General features: G+C 45.1%; 24 protein-coding genes. 10 read left to right on the top strand and 14 right to left on the bottom strand.

Annotation, left to right across the window (positions count from 1 at the left end; all coding sequences use genetic code 11):
- Positions 1-20: 20 nt before the first annotated feature.
- Complete coding sequence (locus F7R24_RS00490) at positions 21-845, bottom strand: ATP-grasp domain-containing protein (RefSeq protein ID WP_151669281.1); 825 nt, start codon at positions 843-845, stop codon at positions 21-23.
- Positions 846-1,046: 201 nt separating this feature from the next.
- Here F7R24_RS00490 and F7R24_RS00495 point away from each other — a divergent pair, with 201 nt between their 5' ends.
- Complete coding sequence (locus tag F7R24_RS00495; protein WP_151669282.1) at positions 1,047-3,299, top strand: arginine/lysine/ornithine decarboxylase; 2,253 nt, start codon at positions 1,047-1,049, stop codon at positions 3,297-3,299.
- 367 nt (positions 3,300-3,666) lie between these two features.
- On the opposite strand, the gene F7R24_RS00500 is transcribed toward F7R24_RS00495, so the two are convergent.
- Together F7R24_RS00500 and F7R24_RS00505 are read right to left on the bottom strand one after the other, a co-directional pair.
- The gene (locus F7R24_RS00500; protein ID WP_151669283.1) at positions 3,667-4,803 is read right to left on the bottom strand and encodes a DUF5610 domain-containing protein; all 1,137 of its coding nucleotides are present in this window, start codon (positions 4,801-4,803) and stop codon (positions 3,667-3,669) included.
- A gap of 66 nt (positions 4,804-4,869) precedes the next feature.
- Entirely contained in the window at positions 4,870-5,433 is a 564-nt protein-coding gene (locus F7R24_RS00505) for a DUF1285 domain-containing protein (RefSeq protein WP_151669284.1), read from the bottom strand.
- 93 nt (positions 5,434-5,526) lie between these two features.
- Here F7R24_RS00505 and F7R24_RS14960 point away from each other — a divergent pair, with 93 nt between their 5' ends.
- Both F7R24_RS14960 and F7R24_RS00510 read left to right on the top strand, forming a co-directional pair.
- Entirely contained in the window at positions 5,527-5,766 is a 240-nt protein-coding gene (locus F7R24_RS14960) for a hypothetical protein (RefSeq protein ID WP_420812966.1), read from the top strand.
- Positions 5,767-5,856: 90 nt separating this feature from the next.
- A complete protein-coding gene (locus F7R24_RS00510) occupies positions 5,857-6,483 on the top strand; it encodes a hypothetical protein (RefSeq protein ID WP_420812967.1) in 627 nt (208 codons plus the stop codon).
- Here F7R24_RS00510 and F7R24_RS00515 read toward each other — a convergent pair.
- Together F7R24_RS00515 and F7R24_RS00520 are read right to left on the bottom strand one after the other, a co-directional pair.
- Positions 6,455-7,189, bottom strand: coding sequence for a retropepsin-like aspartic protease family protein (locus tag F7R24_RS00515; RefSeq protein WP_151669285.1), 735 nt, complete (start codon positions 7,187-7,189; stop codon positions 6,455-6,457). The two genes, F7R24_RS00510 and F7R24_RS00515, sit on opposite strands and share 29 nt — an antisense overlap.
- Before the next feature lie 65 nt (positions 7,190-7,254).
- Complete coding sequence (locus tag F7R24_RS00520) at positions 7,255-7,872, bottom strand: LysE family translocator (protein WP_151669286.1); 618 nt, start codon at positions 7,870-7,872, stop codon at positions 7,255-7,257.
- A gap of 162 nt (positions 7,873-8,034) precedes the next feature.
- Between F7R24_RS00520 and F7R24_RS00525 the strand changes: the two genes are divergently transcribed.
- On the top strand, positions 8,035-9,456 hold the full coding sequence (locus F7R24_RS00525; RefSeq protein ID WP_151669287.1) for an aminotransferase-like domain-containing protein: 1,422 nt from the start codon (positions 8,035-8,037) through the stop codon (positions 9,454-9,456).
- 106 nt (positions 9,457-9,562) lie between these two features.
- Positions 9,563-10,702 carry a lipid A deacylase LpxR family protein gene (locus F7R24_RS00530; RefSeq protein WP_240775922.1) on the top strand — a complete coding sequence of 380 codons (1,140 nt, stop codon included), beginning with the start codon at positions 9,563-9,565 and terminating at the stop codon, positions 10,700-10,702.
- A 37-nt stretch (positions 10,703-10,739) separates the two neighbouring features.
- On the opposite strand, the gene F7R24_RS00535 is transcribed toward F7R24_RS00530, so the two are convergent.
- From F7R24_RS00535 to F7R24_RS00565, 7 genes are read right to left on the bottom strand one after another with little or no spacing between them, the layout of a single operon-like run.
- On the bottom strand, positions 10,740-11,114 hold the full coding sequence (locus F7R24_RS00535; protein WP_151669288.1) for a translation initiation factor Sui1: 375 nt from the start codon (positions 11,112-11,114) through the stop codon (positions 10,740-10,742).
- A 35-nt stretch (positions 11,115-11,149) separates the two neighbouring features.
- Positions 11,150-12,481, bottom strand: a complete 1,332-nt coding sequence (locus F7R24_RS00540) for a deoxyguanosinetriphosphate triphosphohydrolase (RefSeq protein WP_151669511.1) — start codon at positions 12,479-12,481, stop codon at positions 11,150-11,152.
- Positions 12,482-12,505: 24 nt separating this feature from the next.
- Positions 12,506-12,859, bottom strand: coding sequence for a HopJ type III effector protein (locus F7R24_RS00545; protein WP_151669289.1), 354 nt, complete (start codon positions 12,857-12,859; stop codon positions 12,506-12,508).
- Between the two features lie 9 nt (positions 12,860-12,868).
- Entirely contained in the window at positions 12,869-13,390 is a 522-nt protein-coding gene (locus F7R24_RS00550) for a retropepsin-like aspartic protease family protein (RefSeq protein ID WP_151669290.1), read from the bottom strand.
- A 43-nt stretch (positions 13,391-13,433) separates the two neighbouring features.
- Positions 13,434-14,840 (bottom strand): cryptochrome/photolyase family protein, encoded by a 1,407-nt coding sequence (locus tag F7R24_RS00555; protein WP_151669291.1) that lies wholly within the window; start codon positions 14,838-14,840, stop codon positions 13,434-13,436.
- Between the two features lie 8 nt (positions 14,841-14,848).
- Positions 14,849-15,502: a ChrR family anti-sigma-E factor gene (locus F7R24_RS00560; protein ID WP_151669292.1), complete on the bottom strand. Its 654-nt coding sequence runs from the start codon at positions 15,500-15,502 to the stop codon at positions 14,849-14,851.
- Positions 15,499-16,104, bottom strand: coding sequence for a sigma-70 family RNA polymerase sigma factor (locus F7R24_RS00565; RefSeq protein ID WP_151669293.1), 606 nt, complete (start codon positions 16,102-16,104; stop codon positions 15,499-15,501). The genes F7R24_RS00560 and F7R24_RS00565 overlap by 4 nt, the downstream gene beginning before the upstream one ends.
- 159 nt (positions 16,105-16,263) lie before the next feature.
- On the opposite strand from F7R24_RS00565, the gene F7R24_RS00570 reads away from it, so the two are divergent.
- From F7R24_RS00570 to F7R24_RS00590, 5 genes are read left to right on the top strand one after another with little or no spacing between them, the layout of a single operon-like run.
- A complete protein-coding gene (locus F7R24_RS00570; RefSeq protein ID WP_240775924.1) occupies positions 16,264-17,616 on the top strand; it encodes an NAD(P)/FAD-dependent oxidoreductase in 1,353 nt (450 codons plus the stop codon).
- Complete coding sequence (locus F7R24_RS00575; RefSeq protein ID WP_151669295.1) at positions 17,613-18,404, top strand: DUF1365 domain-containing protein; 792 nt, start codon at positions 17,613-17,615, stop codon at positions 18,402-18,404. Before F7R24_RS00570 ends, F7R24_RS00575 begins: the two co-directional genes overlap by 4 nt.
- A complete protein-coding gene (locus F7R24_RS00580; protein ID WP_151669296.1) occupies positions 18,401-19,642 on the top strand; it encodes an SAM-dependent methyltransferase in 1,242 nt (413 codons plus the stop codon). Before F7R24_RS00575 ends, F7R24_RS00580 begins: the two co-directional genes overlap by 4 nt.
- On the top strand, positions 19,639-20,997 hold the full coding sequence (locus tag F7R24_RS00585; protein ID WP_151669297.1) for an MFS transporter: 1,359 nt from the start codon (positions 19,639-19,641) through the stop codon (positions 20,995-20,997). The genes F7R24_RS00580 and F7R24_RS00585 overlap by 4 nt, the downstream gene beginning before the upstream one ends.
- 4 nt (positions 20,998-21,001) lie before the next feature.
- Positions 21,002-21,523 (top strand): DUF3833 domain-containing protein, encoded by a 522-nt coding sequence (locus F7R24_RS00590; RefSeq protein WP_240775925.1) that lies wholly within the window; start codon positions 21,002-21,004, stop codon positions 21,521-21,523.
- A 6-nt stretch (positions 21,524-21,529) separates the two neighbouring features.
- On the opposite strand, the gene F7R24_RS00595 is transcribed toward F7R24_RS00590, so the two are convergent.
- Positions 21,530-21,967, bottom strand: a complete 438-nt coding sequence (locus F7R24_RS00595) for a nuclear transport factor 2 family protein (protein ID WP_151669299.1) — start codon at positions 21,965-21,967, stop codon at positions 21,530-21,532.
- 20 nt (positions 21,968-21,987) lie between these two features.
- Positions 21,988-22,758, bottom strand: a complete 771-nt coding sequence (locus tag F7R24_RS00600; protein ID WP_151669300.1) for an SDR family NAD(P)-dependent oxidoreductase — start codon at positions 22,756-22,758, stop codon at positions 21,988-21,990.
- Positions 22,759-22,764: the final 6 nt, after the last annotated feature.

Here is a 22,764-nt window from a genome sequence, read left to right on the forward strand (position 1 = left end):
GATTACTCTTTACGCCGAGATTATACCGCAATCGGTAAAGGTGGTTCGGGCCTATCAGGATCGATAGGATCGTCGTCCTTCTCTGCTTGGCTTTGTAAATACTCTAATATCGCATCTGCCACACGCGCATGCAGATCTGGCAAGCCAGTATTGCCAAACAAACGGTTAAACTCCAATAGATAGGGGTGATCACCCACCATGGCTATATCAAACCCCGCATGATCTAGATCGAGTTTTTCTGCTAACTCTAGCGCCAGCGAAACCGCAGCAGGATGTAATGGGCTGACATCAACCTGTCCACCTCTGGAGACATTATTGTGAAAACCATCCTGTCCTTGCAGTCGCCAATACCCTGCCACTAATTTTTTTCCAACCAGAACAATACGCATATCACGATCGATTGGCAGATACTCTTGCACATAAAGCACATCGGTTTTAGCCAGGTACGCATTCCAGTCAGCTTTATTTTCGATCAGGAACACCCCTTCTCCCATACTGCTTTTTGGAATTTTAGCAACAAAAGGCAAATCCATTTTATCCCATAACATTTCTGCTCTGGAGGGTGTATTGGGTTCTATCTCTGTCCAAGGCGTATTTAGAGGAACAAGCATCTTGAATGCACGAGTCATTTCAATCTTATTATGTCCCAACAAATAAGAGGCATGGCTTGGAAAAATCTTCTTTTTAAGCCCGAAAACAATGGCGTTTACCTGCCAATACTCAGGAAACAGCACCCAGTCCGCCGTCAGAATTTCTTCTTTTTGACGAAACATATGCTCAGGTTTAAAAACAGTCACGTCAGGAAGACGTAGGGTTCGGAACGCATCAAAGGATACGAGTTTCATTTAGGATGATTCGAAAGTTGAATTAAGGCGAATTTTAATCTGAGATTTGTATAGAGTCGATCATTTTTTACACTGGATAGCTGCGTCTCTATTACATACAATAGGCACCGCAGGAACCAGCCGGCCAAGCGCCTCCCGCAATAGTATTGTCATATGAATAAGTGACAATCTTCACTCACTTTGAACCACAGGCTGCCATTCATGAAGTTTCGTTTTCCCGTCATCATCATCGATGAAGATTTCCGTTCAGAAAATATATCTGGGTCAGGTATTCGCGACCTTGCTCAAGCGATCAGTAACGAAGGCATGGAGGTCGTTGGCTTTACCAGCTATGGCGATTTAACCTCCTTTGCACAGCAGGCAAGTCGCGCCTCCTGCTTTATTTTATCGATTGATGATGAGGATTTTGCCGACGCGGGTGAAGATCCATCACGCTGTGCCTTGAACGCTGTGCGTGATTTTATTATCGAAGTACGTAAGCGTAACGCCGATATACCGGTGTTCTTGTATGGTGAAACGCGTACTTCAAGGCATATTCCAAACGATATCCTGCGAGAACTTCATGGCTTCATTCATATGTTTGAAGATACCCCAGAGTTTGTTGCTCGCCACATTATTCGTGAAGCACGAAAATATCTTGAAAACTTAGCGCCACCTTTTTTCCAAGCGTTGATGGAATATGCCAGTGACAGCTCTTACTCTTGGCACTGCCCTGGGCACTCGGGAGGCGTTGCTTTCCTAAAAAGCCCTGTTGGACAGATGTTTCACCAGTTCTTTGGAGAGAATTTATTAAGAGCCGATGTTTGTAATGCGGTTGAAGAGTTAGGCCAACTGCTTGACCATACCGGCCCTGTGTCTGCCAGTGAGTCCAATGCGGCACGTATTTTTAATGCCGACCATCTATTTTTTGTTACCAATGGTACTTCTACCTCTAATAAGGTCGTGTGGCACTCTACCGTGGCGCCAGGTGATATCGTGGTTGTGGATCGTAACTGTCACAAATCGATTCTTCATTCGATCATTATGACGGGCGCTATTCCGGTATTTTTGATGCCAACCCGAAACCACTACGGCATCATTGGTCCTATTCCTAAGTCCGAATTTGATCCTGAAACGATTCAGCGCAAAATTGAACAAAATCCATTTGCGCGTGAAGCGCTGAACAAAAAACCACGCATTCTGACTATCACGCAAAGTACCTATGATGGTGTGCTTTACAACGTCGAAACCATCAAATCGATGCTCGGTGACACCATCGATACGCTGCATTTCGATGAAGCTTGGTTACCTCACGCCTCTTTCCATGAGTTTTACAAAGACATGCATGCGATCGGCAGTGATCGCCCACGTTCAGAAAATGCGCTGGTATTTGCCACTCAATCAACGCACAAACTCTTGGCTGGCTTATCTCAAGCGTCTCAAATTCTGGTTCAGGATGCCTCTTCACGTAAGCTGGATACGCATCGTTTTAATGAATCTTATTTGATGCACTCATCTACCAGCCCTCAATACGCCATTATCGCATCCTGTGATGTTGCGGCTGCCATGATGGAGCCACCGGGTGGCCACTCATTGGTTGAAGAATCTATTCTAGAAGCTTTAGATTTCCGTCGCGCAATGCGCAAGGTGGATGAAGAGTTTGGCAGTGATTGGTGGTTTAAAGTCTGGGGCCCTGATTATTTGGCTGACGAAGGTATCGGTGATCGCGATGATTGGGTCATCCATGCCGGTGACACCTGGCATGGTTTTGGTGAAATAGAATCAGGCTTTAACATGCTAGACCCGATCAAAGCCACCATCATCACACCGGGACTTAATCTTGCGGGTGAGTTTGACGAACAGGGTATTCCGGCTGCTATTGTCAGTCGCTACTTAGCCGAGCACGGTATTATCATTGAGAAAACTGGCCTTTATTCCTTCTTTATCATGTTTACCATCGGCATCACTAAAGGCCGTTGGAACTCTATGGTCACGGAATTACAGCAGTTTAAAGATGACTATGACCGCAATCGCCCGTTATGGCGCGTCATGCCAGAGTTTGCTAAAAAATTCCCTGCGTATGAGCGTATCGGCCTGCGTGATCTGTGTAACCAAATTCACTCGGTATACAAAGAGTATGATGTCGCACGCATCACCACTGAAATGTATCTGTCTGAAATCGAACCTGCGATGACGCCTGCGGATGCATGGGCACGCATGGCACATCGTGATGTTGAGCGCGTATCGATTGATGAGCTAGAAGGTCGTGTGACCGCGATGCTGGTAACGCCTTATCCTCCGGGTATTCCATTGCTGGTGCCAGGCGAGCGCTTTAACCGCACTATTGTTCGTTACTTGCAGTTTGCGCGTGATTTTAATGCGTTATTCCCAGGTTTTGAGACGGATGTTCATGGATTGGTGCGTGAAAAGACGCCACATGGGGATGCTTATTTTATTGATGTGGTGAAGGGGTAATTCGTTTGGTGTGCGAGCAGGTAGCACTGCTTTGAGACACGCTTTTCGTCATCCATGACCGCTCCCTGTCGCCATCCATGGCGACAGACGGTCTCAAATCAGCACTACCTGCTCTCCCTTGGAGATCGGTGGTTGTCATTCAATAAAATTAACAGCAAATACTGATAGAAACCCATACACACTCCAATCCCTACAAGGATGATTGAAGTGCTTTTAAATCCCCACTGAACTATGGATGGGATGATGGGTTGGGGATTGCATGACCCTCTGCGCCATGGATGGCGCAGTGGAGCCATCAGGGATAATTTCACGGCGTGTCATGCAATTCCAAACTCAGCATACCAAACCACGCCGTCACAGCAGATTTTCAGACCTTATCAGACTTCGGATCAACTGCATTCAACAATTGACCAAGATTATCTTGGTAGCGACCCTGTTGTTCCGCATCGGCCAGTTTGAAGCGAGTGTCTTGTTCAACCAGAGACTGCATCAACGATTTACCGAAGCCCATCTGGTCTTGAACAAACTCAAGCATGCGGTTGTTAAACTGATCACGCAACTCTTGGACTAACTGACCTAAGCGACGACCCGGACGTTGGTCTTCTGTTTGATCGGTGAGTTTTTCAGTTTGTTGATACTGGCTGGCCATACTACGAACTTCAGTACGGGTTAAAGTCAGATCAAAGGCACTGAGTTGTGAACCATCAAGAGATAACTGTCCGGCTTGTTCAAAGGCACGCTGTACATCACCATTAAAAAACTCATCGGACAACTGACTCACATCCCTAATGAGATTTTGAATCGCATCAATTTCATCCGCATTCAGGTTGCCTTCAACACTGAATGAAAAACCGGAACTTTGCGTACGACTCATATCGAACACTGCTGCAGAGTTACCTTTGCCATCTGCGGCAACACTCATTCCTGCTTGAAAACTTTCACTCCGATCAAATCGAATTTTGACCTGATCACCTTCTTTGGTGGTGACATTCAGCTCAAAACTATCCGCACGCTCGAAACGCTGTGCTACGGACATAGAAACCAAATCAGACGCCATACGCTGGTCGGGTGATAAAGCACGAAGCTTATCAAAGGTTAATTCTTCAGTTTTCGCAACGTCTTCTGCAATTTTGCCATTCAGTACCCCCAAACCATTGAGGATCTCTTTGGCCTCTTTAAAACCTTTTTCAACACCCTTCATCGCTCGGTCATAAAGCTTTTGGATATTTTCTTCCGACTCTCCACGGGCACGAGCCATTTCCATGCCTTGTGCAACAAAACCACTGATACGATCCGCAACTTTTTCGGGCGTAAACTGATTGGCATCAAGTTTTTTCATGCCCTCTAGATTCATGCCTGGAATTTGCTGGGCAAGGGTTTGAAGAATTTTGGTTTGCAGTTGATTGAGCTGAGGGCCTGAGTCATTTCGAGATGATGAGACTGAAGGTTGCTTAGCATCATTAGTTCGAACAAACGATGGTTGAAGTGAGTTGATAGTGCTCATAGTACTGCCCTCATATTATCTGTATCCGTTATCGGCCAAGAGCATCAAAACTTGAGATGATCTTACTTACTCCACCCCTAAACTAAACGCTTCACCTTGACTATAAATTACCCAGGCTTGACCTTCGGATGTAGCCATCGGTTCTGCCCATTCAGCCAACTGATAAAAGACCGATCGTTGAATGCGGCCTTCCATTCCCTGTCTAATCATTAAATAGGGTGATGGCTCGCCCGTGTTAGCATCTGTCACCACTCTGATTGGATGCTTTGGCCCTGCATCAACCACTTCTCCAGTTGCCGTTTTGAAGCGCAATATCGCGGGTGTCTGGTCTAATCGTTCTACAGCAATCACTTGAAAAGGAACATCATCGACTTGAATGCCGACCTTCTCCACTGGCGTTTTCAAAAAATACAGATCGCCCTCTTTCCACAAAATGCGGGAAAACATTTTAACCATGGCGGGCCGCTTGATTTCACCTCCTTGATAAAACCATCGACCGTCTTGAGCGATACGCATATCTATATCACCACAAAAATCCGGGTTCCATTTCTCTAGCGGAGGCAAAGGTAAATCTGTGTTGATTTGCTTAAACAAAGATTCTGGTGATGAAACTGTCTCATTTTGACTCATAAAAATTTCAATTCAAAAGTAGGTTTATTGAATGGGTTTCATTGTTAAACTAATTGCGACTGAATATTAATCTATCACGACACTGAGTAAGCTATGAATCGCAATCTTTCGGACACATTAAACGATCCTCAACAGGGAGTTTATTTCATTGGCACTACGCCACCACGCGCCGGTACCGATGATGAAAAAATGGCCGAGATCGCGGAAAAGCTGTTAGGTCGTCTCAGTAGCATCGAATATGACGGTGTTGTCGTTTACGACATTCAAGATGAAAGCAGTCGCATCGATCAACCTCGCCCTTTTCCCTTTATGGAAACCCGTGATCCACGATAATATTCTTACCTGTTATCACGACTGTCTGGTCGTGACACCATTACTTATAAAAGTGTAGCACAGCGAGATCGCAGTAGCTTTGAGGCTTGGTTGCAAGAAACCCATCAAAAATTCAGTCAACAGCATCTTGTCTTAGTAGGTGCTCCATCTTCTGAAGGCCAAGTTCATCTAAACCTTAACGAAGCTTACGATGCCTTTCGAGACAGTGGATTACCCTTTACCTTAGGAGGCGTCACAATCGCTGAACGTCATGCAGCTAAAGGAAATGAACATTTACGCTTGATACAAAAGGCTGAACAAGGTTGCTCTTTCTTTATCTCTCAAGCGGTGTATAACCCACAAGCAACCATCGACTTACTGACTGGCTATGCTCGTGAATGCCGTTTACGCGGCGAAACCCCTAAGCGCATTATTTTAACTTTTACGCCCTGTGGTAGTGAAAAAACACTGGAGTTCATGCATTGGTTGGGGATTTCTGTACCTGCAGCGACACGTTGGCGTATTTTGGACGCAGAGTCACCTTTATCTGAATCTATTCGCATTTGCCACAATAGCTTAGAACAGATTTTGGAAGCTTGCCTGCCGCTCGGTTTGCCTTTGGGACTAAATATTGAAAGCTTAACCAATCGTAAAGAGGAGATAGATGCGTCTATCTCACTTTTCAGACTACTCAAAGCGACGCTTGAACTTAATCTTGCTGAGCGAGCAATCGCATAGCCTCTTCAATTTCGGCTCGGGTCGCTTGTAAATTAGCCAAGCGACTGGGGTCCCAAACCACTTGCTCATTATCAAAATCTATCCGGTATTCTATCTGGCGCAGAAAATCCATGCCCAGTAAGCCATCATGTGGTGCACTGCCTTGAAAGTCGATAATACCCGCTCTCGGAGTACTTAACTGGTAGGGTCCTATTTCAATTCTATCGAATCTAGCTGAGTAGGTTTGAATAATATCGCCACTAGCAACTTGAGCAAAACCGGCTGGACGTGCATCAACACGCAACCTTTCTAGGGGTTGTCGATGAAGAACCGTAGCGGTTGCGCCAGTATCCAAAACTAAGTTCAACTGAGCACTCCTACCCCCTAGCATCACTCGAACAGGCACTAGGACACTATTTCCGCGAATACTCACCGATGTTGTAAGGGTTGCGATTGCTTGATCGACTTCTCTTAACTGTTGCTGCAACTGCTGTTGATTCATCCTCTCTAAACGCTGTAGCTCCATCTCTGCTTGCTGCTCTGGAGTCATACGAGTAGCACGCACTTCTATCTGCTCACGATATTGCTGAGGTACTTTAGTAATATGATCAACAAAGACACGACGACCCTGATCATCTATATAATGAAGGATTTGAGCCTGACTAACGCTACAAGTTAGCAATAGCGCTAGTATCAAACCTGTGTAGGTTAGCTGACGTCCAATCACAGCGACCTCGAGAAAAGTTTAAACTCTCTTTATATCGCAAACTGGACATCAGTACCACAAACTTACTAGATCAAAATCATCACAACACAAGATGCCGTTAAGCCACCCATGACTCGATTAAAGTATGACCAATGGATTGGCGTTTTGAGTATTCGACCTAGCAAAACACCGAAACTTGCCCAGAGTGCAATCGATGGCAAGTTCACAATCGCCATCGCGACAATCACCAATACCACTGACACTAAAAATGCATCTCCACTGAGGGTAAACGAGGCCAGTGCTGAGATAGCCATCATCCAAGCCTTTGGGTTAACAAACTGAAATGCTGCAGCCTGAAAAAACGTTAAGGGCTTGCTTTGTCCTTCTTTATTTAACTTAGGCGCAGGTGAATGATAGATCTTCCATGCCAACCAAATTAGGTAGGTACTTCCGACCACCTTTAGTACGACCATCATCACCGGCCAAGTCTCGAACAAAATACCTAATCCTAGTGCAACGGCCGACATTAACACCATCACACCAAAGGTAATACCTAACATATGTGGAATACTGCGACGAAATCCAAAGTTAGCTCCGGAAGCAGTTAACATCACATTGTTTGGACCTGGAGTGATAGACATGCTGAATGAAAACACCAATACCGGCAGCATTAGACTGATAAATTCTAGATTTGAGATGGTCATAAATCACTCCTCCCTGATAAATTGTATCAATACAATTATCAATTAAACGGTTCAAAACTTAACTCTTGTTAAGTACAATTAAAGATATATATACGACCAATACAGTTCAATTAATTAATTGTGACCCAAACAATCTAGCAATTCAGTGATGGAGATACTCGTTTGCGAATTCAAGAGAAAGCTCGTGCTCGTTGCCAATGGCTACCCATCTTAGATAAAACTCAAGACACTCTGTATCTTGCTTTAGCTGATCAGTTAGCAGCGGATATTGCTTGTGGCACGTTGAAACCCGGTGATCCATTACCACCTCAACGCCTATTGGCTGATGCCTTAGGGGTTACGCTGGGTACTATTTCTCGTGCCTATCGGGAAGCAGAAAGACGAGGCTTGACCGAAGCAAGAGTCGGGAGCGGGACGCGTATTCGAGGAATTCAATCTGACGAACCGAAATTCCATCATCTTTCAAAAGCTGATGCTGACAGTATTGATTTGTCCCTAAGCATTCCGATTCCCAATGCCGTTCGGAGCGAACAACTGGCGATTAGTCTACAAAACCTAGCCAATAATCCAGTCGCATTGCGACAAGTGCTAGCTTACCAACCAGAGCAAGGTAATCTTCAGCAACGTGAAATACTTGCTAAATGGCTAACACAACATGAACTTACTGTTTCAGCAGATGAGTTAATTCTGACTGAAGGTGGACAGCATGCCGACTTTTTAGCCATGCAAGCCTTGATTCGCCCAGGAGAAGCGGTTGCGTCAGCAGCACTTACCTATCCTGGCATGATCGCGGTTGCGCGCCAGCTAGGTTTAAAGCACTTACCGATTCCGACCGATGAACAAGGCATCATGCCTGATGCGCTTGAGCGATTATGCCAGCAACAAAAAATACGTTTACTCTATGTCATGCCTGAATATAACAATCCTACCGGCGAACAGATGAGCGAATCTAGACGCTTGGCATTGATCGAGATTGCCAGGCGTTATGATCTATTGATTTTAGAAGATGCGGTTCAATACGTGTTACCCGAAGAAAGAGGCACACCTTTTTATCAACTGGCACCAGAACGTTCTTTATATATCTTCAGCGTATCAAAAATTATTGAGGGCGGTATTCGCTTTGGAGCCTTACGTGCACCCACTAATTTGATGCCACGCCTGTCTGCTTCCTTGCGAGCACAGTGTTGGTCCGTGCCCGGAATTGTCGGTGCATTGGTATGTCAGTGGTTAGAATCAGGCAATGTTGATGCCTTAATAGATTGGCAATGGCAAGAGGTCAAACAGCGACAAGTTTTACTACAGCAATACCTAAGCGAGTATCAGCCTATTGCTCACCCTTACGGTTTTCATGCTTGGCTTAACCTACCTGAACCTTGGCGCGCTGTTGACTTTGTAAACGAAGCGGCGCGTTTAGGTATTACCTTGATCGCTTCTGATCCTTTTTGTGTAGGATCTTATCCAGCCCCCCAAGCAGTCAGAATTTGTGTGACGCCACCAGCCGATATCATCATCTTAAAGAAGGGATTACAGATACTTAAAGACTTACTCTTAGAGGGGCCTTCACATACGGCACCACTGATATAGTATCGACAATATTATAGTATCGACAAAAGTCTCTATCTGTAGCTAAGGATGATCACTTTGCGTACAATACTAACGTCTGCAACATCATTTCCTAGGTATTTTTATCATGTTTTCTCGTCGCTTCGCTTCCAGTGCTAGCGTTACTCTTTTGTGTGCGTTTTTTAGCCTAAATATATTGGCCGAGGAGGGTTTTTCTGTTGAAAATCTATCCGAACCATCTTCGGAAATGGTCGTCGAGGAAGTTTTTTATAGTGATGATGTCGCTATAAGCGCTGTGCGTGAACGCTGGATGCTTAACTTATTTTTTGAAAATGATCTTTTCAGCCGTACAGATCAACAATATACAAACGGAGTTAGAATGTCTTGGGTTTCGCCAGATATTGATAGTTTTGTCGATGACGAAAGCCTACCACTATGGATGCGAAATGCTAACCGCTTTTTAAGCCCGCTGGATCCCGTTTCTTATGATCATGATGGCGAGGTCAGCCGTCGTATGATTTTCTCTTTGGGTCAGAAAATGTTTACTCCGGACGACCGAGAGAGAACAACTATTGACCCTAATGATCGCCCTTACGCAGGCTGGTTATACTTAGGTATGGGTTATCACACTCGTTCACTTGATCGTTTGAACTCATTTGAAGTTAATGTGGGTATTGTTGGTCCTGCTGCCTTAGCTAAAGAAGCTCAGGATTTTGTTCATGATATACGCGATATTGAACGTTTTAATGGTTGGGATAATCAACTCGGTAATGAGCTAGGTCTACAGTTTGTTTATGAACATAAAAACCGCATCTTTCGACACACAATCATCCCTGGTTGGCAGCAAGATTTTATTGTCCATGGCGGCGGTAGCCTTGGTAATGTCGCCACCCACTTAAATACCGGTGGCCAATATCGACTAGGTCATAATTTACCCGGAGATTTCGGTACGTCAGCATTACGACCTGGTGGTGATAATAGTGTACCAATGCCAGTCAATGGTAATGGCTCAAACCCCTTTGGCTTCCACGGTTTTGTATCCATAGATGGACGCTTGGCGTTGCATGATATTTTCTTAGATGGCAACACTTTCCGAGACAGTCATTCGGTAGAGAAGCGTCATCTTACCGGTGATCTATCGCTTGGGTTTGCCACACATTTTGACCGCTGGAAAATATCCTATGCAAATATATGGCGCAGCAAGCAATTTCGTGGACAAAAGGGTACGCATAGCTACGGATCACTCGGCGTATCTTACTCTCTATAGATTTTTTGACTAAACTTTTGCTTTAACAACCTTACCGTTAACCTCCTGTCATTTTGACCTTAAAGCCCTCTGCTTCCAGTAGGGCTTTAATCACATCTCGCTGATCACCCTGAATCTCGATAACACCGTCCTTTAACGAGCCGCCAGTTCCACAGCGTTGCTTTAGTTTCTTGGTTAGGGTTTTTAGCTCTTGTTCTGGCAAAGGCACTCCTGAAATAGTGATCACACCCTTGCCTTTTCGACCCGCCACTTCGCGACGGATCTTTACCACACCATCTAAATTCGCCAGTCGCTGTTGTTCTGCAATATCATCACAACGACAGGCATCAATCGATTCACCACACCCCGGACAAAGCTTTCCTTTTTCAGTGGAGTAAACCAAACCGCTCAGTTGATCTTTTAAAGACGCCATTCTCTTCTCACTTAAACTCTCTCTTAAACTCTCGCTTAACTAGGCAGGTGCTGCCCTATTCCACCACCTATTTGCCGGGCAAGATAAGTGGCGTAGGTATCGGTCATGCCGCCAATAAAGTCCACAGCACGCATGTAGCTATCATACAGAGGCCATTCCGCTGGTGGGGCATGAATACCTAGAAGGGTCATGATCTTTTCAGTTCGATAGCCTAGGTCTTCACCTTTCTTCTGATGGGATTCATACACCGCATCACAAAAGGCGTCTAGCAATACACCTAGGGTTGTGTAGGCACCGACTTCAAGCTCTGCTTTTCTGTTGTTGGGAAACACGCGTTCACGGGCGATACGCTTTGCCGTTTTCAACCCTTCAGCCACCATTGGATCACCATCGCTGAGTAGTTCGCCTTGGTAGCTGCCATCCATAATCGCATCGTAGTGTTTGCCGTAGGTTTGCACCGCGGAATTCACCATATTTTCCATTGCCTTGCCTCGCAACGCAGAAATTTTGCGGCGCGCAGACGCTTGAGAGTTGAAAATAGCGTCATCAAAACTCAGATCGCCACACAACTGCAATAAAATCGGCTTCACCTCATCAAAAGTAAGAATATGCAATTCAATGGCATCTTCAAGATCCAAAATGGCATAACAAATATCATCTGCTGCTTCCATGAGCCAAGTTAATGGATGACGAGACCAAAAATGATCACCAAGTGAGATTAAACCTAACTCTTCTCCCAGCAGATCAAGTATCTCTATTTCACTTTGAAAGACACTAAATTTACCCTTACGACCACTACGGTCAACTGTCCAAGGGTATTTCAGCAAGGTTCCCAGCGTTGGATAGGTTAAGCGCAGACCACCGTCAAACAGATTATTTTCGATACGGGTGACGACCCTAAAGCCTTGAGCATTACCCTCAAAGGTTTGTAAGTCTTGCAGCTCTAAAGGGGCCAAATCACGAAAACGCTGATCCTCAGCATGACGTCGAAACCAATCTCGCATGGCATATTCGCCGGCATGTCCGAAGGGTGGATTACCAATATCGTGAGCTAAACAGGCTGATTGAACAATCGTACCCAGATCGTGGGGTGTTACCCACTCAGGCAATTGATCAGCGATTAACTCACCGACACGGATACCCAAACTTCTACCAAGGCTACCTACCTCTATCGAGTGGGTCAGACGTGTATGAATATGGTCATTGAGTGCTAAGGGATGAACCTGTGTTTTACGACCTAAGCGACGAAAAGCACTGGAGAACACGATACGATCATTATCCTTATGAAAGTGGCTGCGCCCTATTTCTTTAGGAGTTAAGGATTCATGACCATAACGCTTCGTTGTTAATAAACGCGACCATTGCATCGATGTTTGCACGATAATGTGATCCTATTTAGCTTGTAAGGCATCTTCAGCAAAACTGACACCTTGCCAACCGCTGCGCATAAAGTTGCGAATATTTTGATGGTCTGTCGCATCTGGGTGTTTCAATACATCTTCACTATAAAAAGCTCCAAATGCATGCAAGGTCGCACTTTCGGACAGCTGGTGTCGTTTAGCAAAAGCAAAAATTTTACAAGAGCCAAGGTTGGTTCCCGCTTCATTACTGATTTCACCATTGGTAAAGGCGACGGGTGTAAAGACATAATGCTGATCGATACAGGCAATCACATCTGTAAATTCGACAGGCCCTTGATTCAATTGTTCGATCAGTTCGGAGGGGGTTAAGATGTGTTGTGACATTAGGTTTCCTTAAGGAATTCTGAGTGTGAGAATGCCATCACGCTGAGTCATTTCCAGGTTTTTCATAAAACTCATGCCTAGCAGGACGATATCACTTGGCATATGAGGATTGATGTGTGCCTGCACTTGCTGCATTTGGATATTACCTAACTGGACACTTTGCAACTCGGTTTGATAAACCTCAACCACACCACTGGCGGTTGTGACTCGATTAGCACGACCCGCAACAAGGCCCGCTTGATTGGCAATACGTTCCGGAACGCTAATGGTAGTCGCTCCCGTATCCAGCAAAAAAATCACATCATGCCCATTGATTTGACCCGGTGCAATATAGTGACCACTGCGGTTTCGATGAAGAATGACTTCAGCGGGACCATCATGCTGAACATACTGCAACAGATGACGATTAGGATTATCACGACGGTCTAAGAAGCCACCAAAATAAACGGCCAAAGCACCTAGCAACAGCAACCAAAAGCTGACTTGAAAAAGTTTGGCGGTAAAGCGCCTTGTTTGATCAGGATCTCGCATAGGCTAACTAAAGGTCTCAGAGCAATGTAATCCCTGAGTATACCTATCCATGCTGTTGATAGTCATCTAAAGCGGCTTTTCTGGCAGCTTTATAGTCAATAATCGGAGCTGGTCTGCCGTACTCTTGGCCAGCACCGGGTAAATGGCGTTTTTTAGCGGGTACTGCAGCTAACTCTGGTAGCCAAGTGGCTATAAATACAGCGTCAGGATCGAATTTTTCGCTTTGCAGTTGAGGATTAAAAATTCTGAAATATGGAGCAGCGTCAGCACCCACAGAAGCAGCCCACTGCCAGCCTCCCATATTGGATGCAAAGTCACCATCAATTAAATGACGCATAAAGAAAGCAGCGCCTAGACGCCAATCAACACCCAATAATTTTGTTAAAAATGATGCTACGACCATTCTTAATCGATTATGCATCCAGCCGGTATTCAATAATTGCTTCATGGCGGCATCCACAATGGGAAAACCGGTTTCGCCACGACACCAGGCATCAAAACCTTCAGAGTTATTTCGCCAAGTGATACGATTTTCGACCTCGGGTCTGAAAGGCTCTAGACGAGACATATTAGGCCAGGCAACCAGAAGGTGACGATAAAACTCACGCCAGATAATTTCATTTAACCAAGTGCTTGCTAACCAGTCTTCTTGGTGATGTGTTGACAGCTTTAATGCCTGCAAGCATTGCAAGGGAGATAAAGCACCTATGGCTAGGTAAGGAGAAATTTTAGACGTACCTAAAATGGCAGGAAAGTCTCTTTGCTGTTTATAACTTGACTCTTTTTCTTCAACAAATTCGATTAAACGCTGATGAACACTATCCTCACCTACTGGCCATAGGCTTGAATCTAACTTAATGGACGATTCTGAAATATCTGACCAACCTAAATCGGAAGGAAGCTCATCGGATTGAAGAGCAGCCGGTTGCACGGCTGGCAACCCTAAGGGTTCTGGCAGTTGATTTAAGTAAACCTGACGCCAAGCACGACTGAAAGGAGTAAAAACTTTAAACATCCCCCCTTGACCCGTTATTACCTGTCCTGGCGCAATGATCAATTCACCGTGATAACCAAAACAATGTATACCCTGTGATTCTAGCGTTTGACAGACGTGTCTATCACGATGTCGTTCATTCAGAGGGTATTCATAGTTAAAGTGTAGTTCAGTGGCGTTAACTTCAGTCGCTAGTCGTATAATTGCATCAGGTAACTCAGCAAAAGTATCCGTCATCAACACCCTGAAACCCACCTTAAGTGTATTCAACTGAGCAATAATCGTGACTAAATGATCACGCCACAACGACCAGCGAATCGGTGCATCATCATGATCTTTCCACTGAAGTGGACAGAGGGTGACAAATGCAGTGACGCCCTGCTGGGCGTCACTGGCATTAAAAAGTGCAGGATTGTCTAAAACACGAAGATCGTTACGCAGCCAAACCAGTTTCATTTAGGTGATCACATACCGATAAAAGGTTGTACTAGACGTCCCATGAAACCTGTGAACTTCAATGGAGAATCCGTAGCAATTAAACAAATGCAATCCTGATCGGTATCAACAATAGGCTGATGATGAATTTCGCCATCAAGATCAGCAACATCACCTGCACTAAAACGACCAACTTCATCAGTATAAGAGCCACGTAAAATAAGCGTTAGCTCATTTCCACTGTGCGTATGATGCGGAACAGACACACCCGGTGCTATTTTTAACAACCGCGTGGTACCCTTCGAACCTAAATTCAAATCAATATGATGGACGCCATAACCCAGACGTTTCCATGGCAGATCGTCTAAAGAGCCTTTGATATAGTGATGTAAAGGTGCAGGTACGTCTTTAGGCAGAATAGCAGGTTGAACTAAAGAGGAAACCTCGGTGGCCATATCGTCATCAAGACGGGACAATAGTTCATTAAGTGCATTGCTAGACATGGCTTTGGGTTCTATTCTGTCCAATAATGCTCCGCCTAACGCTTCAGCTTGCTTTACTCGGTGACTGCATTCAGGGCACCAATGCAAATGACAAGCAACTAGCAGCGCCATACCCGCAGGGAGGGTGCCAGCCGCATATGCCATCAGCGTGGCATCATCAAAATGGTGACGGATATTCATTCTTCTTCCCCCCAGTGCGCCTTAAGTTTACTAAAGGCTAAACGCAGTCTTGATTTAACACTCCCTAACGGGATACCTAATTGTTCGGCTATCTCAGAATGAGACTTACCTTCGTAGTATGAAAGATGAAGCACTTGAGCTTGGCTTTCAGGCAAAGTTGATATCGCTATTTGCATTCTTTCTTCTAAAATTGAATGTTCAGCCATATCACGCTGGTCAGGATCCGGTTCTTCTTCAGGCAACTCGTATTCGACCGCTTTTTCTCTACGTAAACGATCGATACATTGGTTTCTCGCTAAGGTAAAAATCCAAGTGCTGGCACTGGCTTTTGCTGAATTGAACAGGTGGGATTTACGCCACACTGATAACATCGCTTCTTGGGTGACTTCTTCAGCGGTTGCCAGTGGCATACCAAGTCTCATGATGTATGATTTAACCCGAGGTGCAAAGTATTCGAATATAGCGGCAAACTCGGATTTATCTCGTGTTTCGGCCAGAGAAGATAGCCGCGCAGACCAAGAGTCACGCTGCTGTTTTTTCTTCTCCTCCGCGATCTGAATGACTGCGTTCACGTCGCCTCCTGTGGGCTTATCTTCCTGCATTCTTGACTCCTACGTTGTCATGAAAAGACCGGATCACAGATCATTGATCACTTTTTTGTGTGTATATTTAAACACGGATGATCTACAAGCTTATACTCAATCGTAACTAAAAAATATAACCTAGATCCGGCATGAGGCCAGAATATGAAAGTGAAAGTGATGAGACCATTAAAAATTGCAGTCATAGGTTCAGGGATTTCTGGCCTTTCAAGCGCATGGTTACTTAATCAACACCACAACGTAACGCTTTTCGAGAAAGATGATCGCCCAGGCGGACACTCCAACACCGTGGTCGTCAATAAAAACGGTCAAGATATCGATGTTGATACCGGTTTTATTGTCTTTAACCCTGTGAATTACCCCAACTTGGTCAAATTCTTCGATGCACTAGAGGTTGAAAGCCGCTCCACTGAAATGTCTTTCGCGGTGAGTATGGATAATGGAAAGCTTGAATATAGCGGTACGGACCTAAACGGCCTGTTTGCTCAGCGCACTAATATCGTCAAACCTAACTTCTGGCGACTGATTCGTGACTTACTGCATTTTTACCGTCACTCTGATCGGTTTGCTACTGATCCAGCTTTTCAGCAACTCTCACTTGGCGACCTGTTAGTGCAACAAGGTTATAGCAAAGCGTTTATCAATCAGCACTTAATACCCATGGGTGCGGCTATCTGGTCGACTCCTGCTGACAAAATGTTGGAATATCCTGCGCAAACCTTTTTACGCTTTTGCCAAAATCATGGACTGGTTCAACTAACGGATAGACCCGAATGGCGCACGGTAGTCGGCGGCAGCCACCATTACGTGAACAAAGTATTGAACTCGTTAAAAAACCCTATCCGTCTTAATAGTCATATTCATAGAATTCATCGCCATCAGGGACAAGTTATTTTGGAAGATTTGCATGGAAAGCGTGAAACTTTCGATCATGTTGTTTTAGCTTGCCATGCTGATCAATCTTTAGATATGTTAGCTGCTCCCACTCACGATGAGCTAACACTGTTGAAGCATTTCCCTTATCAGCGTAATCGAGCCATTTTGCACAGTGACGAGAGTCTGATGCCCAAACGACGTAAAGCCTGGGCAAGCTGGAACTACTTGGCTAACTCTGAAGCAGGTAAAACAGATGATATCAGTGTGACTTACTGGATGAACCGCCTACAGCATATTCCTGAGTCAGCGCCACTGTTTGTCACGCTCAACCCCATGCAAGAACCTGCTGAAGGCACCATTCATCGCAGCTTCTTGTATGATCACCCTGCATTTAACCTAGATTCTATCGAGTCACAAAAACGCTTATGGGATCTTCAAGGCGTTCAAAACACTTGGTTTGCTGGAGCTTGGTTTGGCTATGGCTTCCATGAAGATGGTATTCAATCAGGTTTAGCGGTCGCCGAAGCGCTTGGTGGGGTTCAACGACCTTGGCACTTGGATAATCCAAACAGTCGTATCCATGTGCATAGCAAACCACGCCCAGTCGCACGTGAATGTCGGGAGGCGGTTGCATGAGTGCTGGCTTAAGCTCAGCCATTTACCGAGGTGAAGTGATTCATCATCGTTTTCGCCCTGTAAAGCATCGTTTTACTTACAAGGTAAGCTCATGGTTAATTGACCTAGATGAACTTGATCAACTAAACCAATTACCCGGTTTCTCAGTGGATAAGTTTAATCTATTTTCGTTTTACCATCGGGATCATGGTGATGGTTCAGATACACCACTACGTATTCAGATCCAAAACGTATTGAAAGATCACAACATCGATACGGGCAATGGAGCGATTCGTCTTCTCTGCTACCCAAGGGTAGTAGGGTATGTCTTTAATCCGTTGAGTGTATTTTACTGCCACGACGAGTCCGGTGATGTAAAGGCAATACTCTACGAAGTGTCTAATACCTTTAAACAAAGACGCAGCTACCTTATTCCTGTTGAACCATCTTCTTCCATCATTCGTCAGCAAGCGAGTAAAGATTTTTATGTTTCTCCCTTTATGCCGATGGAAACAGATTACCAATTTCAAATGCTGCCGCCTGCAGAAAAGGTTGCCGTTCGTATTCGACAAACCGATAGCGAAGGTGCCTTATTTGATGCCAGCTTTACTGGCGAACGTATTGCTATAGAAAAAAAATCAGTTATTACAACCTATTTCCGTCATCCTTTGATGACCTTAAAAGTGATGGGTGGTATCCACTGGGAAGCGCTCAATCTATGGCGAAAAGGCATGAAACTTCAGCCTCGCCCTGATCATCCCAGCTACCGGGTATCGCTTGTTCATCCACAAGGAGTCAGCCTGTCATGAAGCCTTCACATTATCAGACCTTAAGTACCAGCGAATTACTAGCAGATCATAGCTGGTTCAACCGCCGCCTTTTCAGTGCAGTTCTTAAAAGACTACCCGAACTTGAATACGGTACGCTGGATTTAGAGTTACCTAACGGCCAGCAAATTCAATTTGGTAAAGCTCGTGAAGGTGAACCCAGAGCAGAAATTCGCCTAAACTCCTTTCGCCCACTAAAGCGCTTACTAACCGGTGGACAGTTGGGCATGGCAGAAAGCTACATGGCAGGTGAATGGGATAGTCCCGATCTCGTTTCGTTAGTCTGTTGGGCACTGGGCAACGAACAACGCATGCCCGATCTTAGCGATGGTAAACTGTGGCTTCGAACACTGAATCGTATCCTGCATTGGCGTCGTGCCAATACCAAACGCGGAAGTCGTCGCAATATCGCCTACCACTATGATCTAGGTAACGATTTTTATCAGTTATGGCTAGATCCGAGCATGACTTATTCTTCAGCATTATTTACCACGCCGGAATTGAGCTTAAATGAAGCTCAAGAAGAAAAGTATCGTCGTATTGCGACCTTGCTGGATCTGAAACCCGGTCAAACCGTGCTTGAAGTCGGTTGTGGCTGGGGTGGCTTTGCGGAGCTAGCCGCGAAAGAGTTTGGTGTTAAGGTTGAAGGCATCACGCTTTCGCGTGAGCAACTAATTTTTGCACAAGAGCGGATTAAAAAAGCAGGGCTAGACTCTTTATGTCGCTTTAGTTTAACGGATTACCGAGATGTAATTGGTACTTACGATCATATCGTGTCGATTGAAATGTTTGAAGCGGTCGGAGAAGAGAACTGGTCTACCTACTTCCAGACACTCAAAAAACGACTCAAGCCAGGTGGTCGTGCTGTACTGCAGGTCATTAGTATTGATGATAACCGTTTTGATAGCTACCGTAAGAACCCAGACTTTATTCAACGTTATATTTTTCCGGGTGGCATGTTGCCTAGCCCAGAGCGCTTACAACACTCGTTAGAACAGCAAGGATTGCAGCTTGAACAAAGTCAGTTCTTTGGTCTGGACTATGCGCAAACCCTTGCCATTTGGCGTCACCAGTTTATTGAGCAGTGGCCGCGTATTCAAACACAAGGGTTTGACGAGCGTTTCCGTCGTATGTGGCTTTATTACTTAGCTTATTGTGAAGGCGGTTTTCGGTATAAAGCCATCGATGTTGGATTTTACCAGCTTACTCACAGCGAATGAGTACACTCTCACGCCAACAACTCTGGAACTACGCACTGCCAGCATTACCTCTGGCAGTGCCTACCGTTGCAGTTTATATCTTACTACCGACTTACTACGTAGAAGAAATAGGCTTATCACTATTCTTAACCGGTTTAGTGTTAATGTTGGCTCGGTTAACCGATGTTGTTACCGATCCTTTGATCGGTCGCTGGCTTGATTATGCCTCTCCAAAGCAATTTAAGTGGACACTGGCATTAGGTGGATTGCTTTGCATTCCTGCACTGATGTTACTCATAGATCCACTGGAAGCAGCCCCTGCGATTTCGTTGATGATGGGTGCGCTGTTACTGTATTTAGGTTGGACGCTCGTTCAAGTTCCCTACATTACCTGGCTTAGCCATTTAAGTTCAAATAGCTACCAACGCTCTAGAGCTGTTTCCTTAAGAGAAGGGTTAACCCTGATTGGGTTGCTTATCTCTGCCAGCATCCCATTATTACTGCTACTTGGATGGTCTACACGACAAATGCTCTGGAGCATGGCGATCTTTACCATCGCATTCGGTGCCTTAGCTATCTATCGTCTTTTAATGAAAGTCCCCGCCCCTGTCAGTCGTGCGGGGCTTGAATTGGGACATTGGCGAGAGGTTCTAAATAACACACCGGCCATGCGCTTAGTCTCTGCTTGGTTTATCAATGGGGTCGCGAATGGTATTCCTGCGGTACTCTTTCCTCTATATATCACCTCGGTGCTGGGGCTTGAGGCTGCCCAACGCCCTATCTTTATCTTGATCTACTTTGTTGCAGCCTGCTGTGCTTTGCCGCTGTGGCTAAAGTTAAGTCAAACCTACGAGAAGATTCTGTTGTGGCAAATCGCCATGAGCATCGCACTCATCGCTTTTATTCCTGCCGCTTGGCTGGGTCCTGGTGATGCTTATTTATTTGGCATCATCTGTATTATCACCGGCGCGGCATTGGGTGCCGATCTAGCCTTGCCCCATGCTATTCAAGCCGAAGTGACCGATTGGGATCGCTTTCGCTATCGCCGTCGGCAAACCAGTTTATTGTTTGCGCTTTGGAATGCAGCCACTAAATTAGCCCTTGCCTTTGCTGCCTTAATTGCCTTAGGGCTTCTTGAACTCTCTGGCTTCAACACAGAAATGATCGCACCTGTACTTGCCTTAGGTATGATCTACGCACTACTACCCGGCGTACTTAAAGCCATTGCCGTTGCTCTTTTATGGAAATTTCCTTTGAGCAACCTTCACCATCAAGCGATCATTCGACGTCTTGATCAACGCGAAAAACGGAGACCCTTGGATGAAACGTCTACTGCTGCTGTGCATGATCATCCTTTTGATTCTCACCGGGTGTAGCCATATGAAAATTGATGAATTCGATAACCGCGAACCCAACTTAGTGCTTGAGGAATATTTTTCTGGCCGAGTTTATGCCTGGGGTATTTTTGAAGACCGATTCGGTAACTTACGTCGTGAGTTTTTAGTAGAAATTGATGCCTTTATGGATGGCGAAACCTTGGTATTAGATGAGTACTTTTTATACTCAGATGGCGAAGAGGATCGTCGTATATGGCGAATTAATTCGCTCGGCGATGGTCGCTACGAAGGACGCGCTGATGATATTGTGGGAACCGCTGAAGGGCAAGTCCGTGGCAATGCCTTAAGTTGGCGTTACCGAATGGATCTAAAAGTTGGTGACGGTTCGTGGCGAGTTGCTTTTGATGATTGGATGTATCTACAACCGGGTGGTGTGTTAATGAACAGAGCTAGCGTTCGTAAATGGGGAGTAGAATTAGGTCAAGTAACCTTATCCTTTATGCGTGCTGATCAACTAAATGAACCACCTTTTAGTTTAATTCCCTCCACTGAAGGCAATGATTAGATAACACTATTTAGCTGACATGCGCTTACGTATTTGACGGAGCAACAGCCCTAACAATGGTAAGCGCATGTAAATAGGTGCACTGTCCCAATAATCAATATGCTCTATTACCCTTCCCTGAGTTAAATCCATCGAAATTCTTGAAGCTCCATCCACCGATAGCAGCCCAATCACCGGTAACGTGGCATTAAACTGCCAGCGCAACCAAGCATGATCATCAAACACATTTTGTTCATAGACGTTAAAAGCAGGTCCATCGGTATGTTCAAACATCTCAGACAAGATCTGCTTCATCTTGTTAAAATCTCTAACGTCGTTGAATGGGTCTTTAAAATGAATATCGTCACTAACGATGGCTTTGAATTGATCTAGCGTTTCGGGTGTTAAGTTAGAAAATAGATCGCAATAACGGTGACATAACTCTACTGCAGCTTGAGGTGACATGTTCCATCCTTAAAATCCGTTTAGGATTTTGTAATCAGTTGCTTAGTGAGCTTAAAGTACACGGAATAAGGTAATCGCTTTAGCAACTTCAGCAAGATAACAAACCGAGTAGGAAAGGCAATTTCAAATTGTTTCTTTTCTAGCCCAGAAATGATTCTGGCGGCTGCCGGTTCTGGATCAATCAGAAAGGGCATTTCAAAGGTATTTTTATCGGTCAATGGTGTTCGCACAAAACCCGGATTAATCAGTGAAAGATCCACCCCTTTTAATTTAAGTTCTGGATAAAGTGCTTCTGAGGCATTAATCAATGCTGCTTTACTGGCTCCATAGGCTGCTGCGGTCGGTAAACCTTGATAACCGGCAACGGAAGCAACCACACCTATATGACCTTGACCTCGCTGACAAAATGCTGGGATCACACTGGCAAGACAGTTAACCACACCATGAAAGTTTACCTTCATTAAGCGTTCAAAGATGGCGGGATCAAAGTTATCTAGACTAATCGGCTGATGATCACCTGCATTCAGTAACACCAAATCAGGTAAGCCGTATGTTTCTACTAAACTTTCCCAAGCAGCTTTAACAGAATCCAAGTCAGTAACATCACAGGGTAGCGGATGAATAGATCCTGAAATATTTCCGGCGCCAACCTCATCACAGGCTTGCTGCAACTTACCCGCATTACGACCGCTGATCACGACATCAACACCCGATTTAGCTAGCTGTCTAGCCACTTCCAAGCCAATACCGCTTCCACCGCCAGTGATCCATACGGTCTGCCATGATGACATGATTGG

It is taken from the genome of Nitrincola schmidtii (assembly GCF_008973715.1).
GTDB lineage: Bacteria > Pseudomonadota > Gammaproteobacteria > Pseudomonadales > Balneatricaceae > Nitrincola > Nitrincola schmidtii.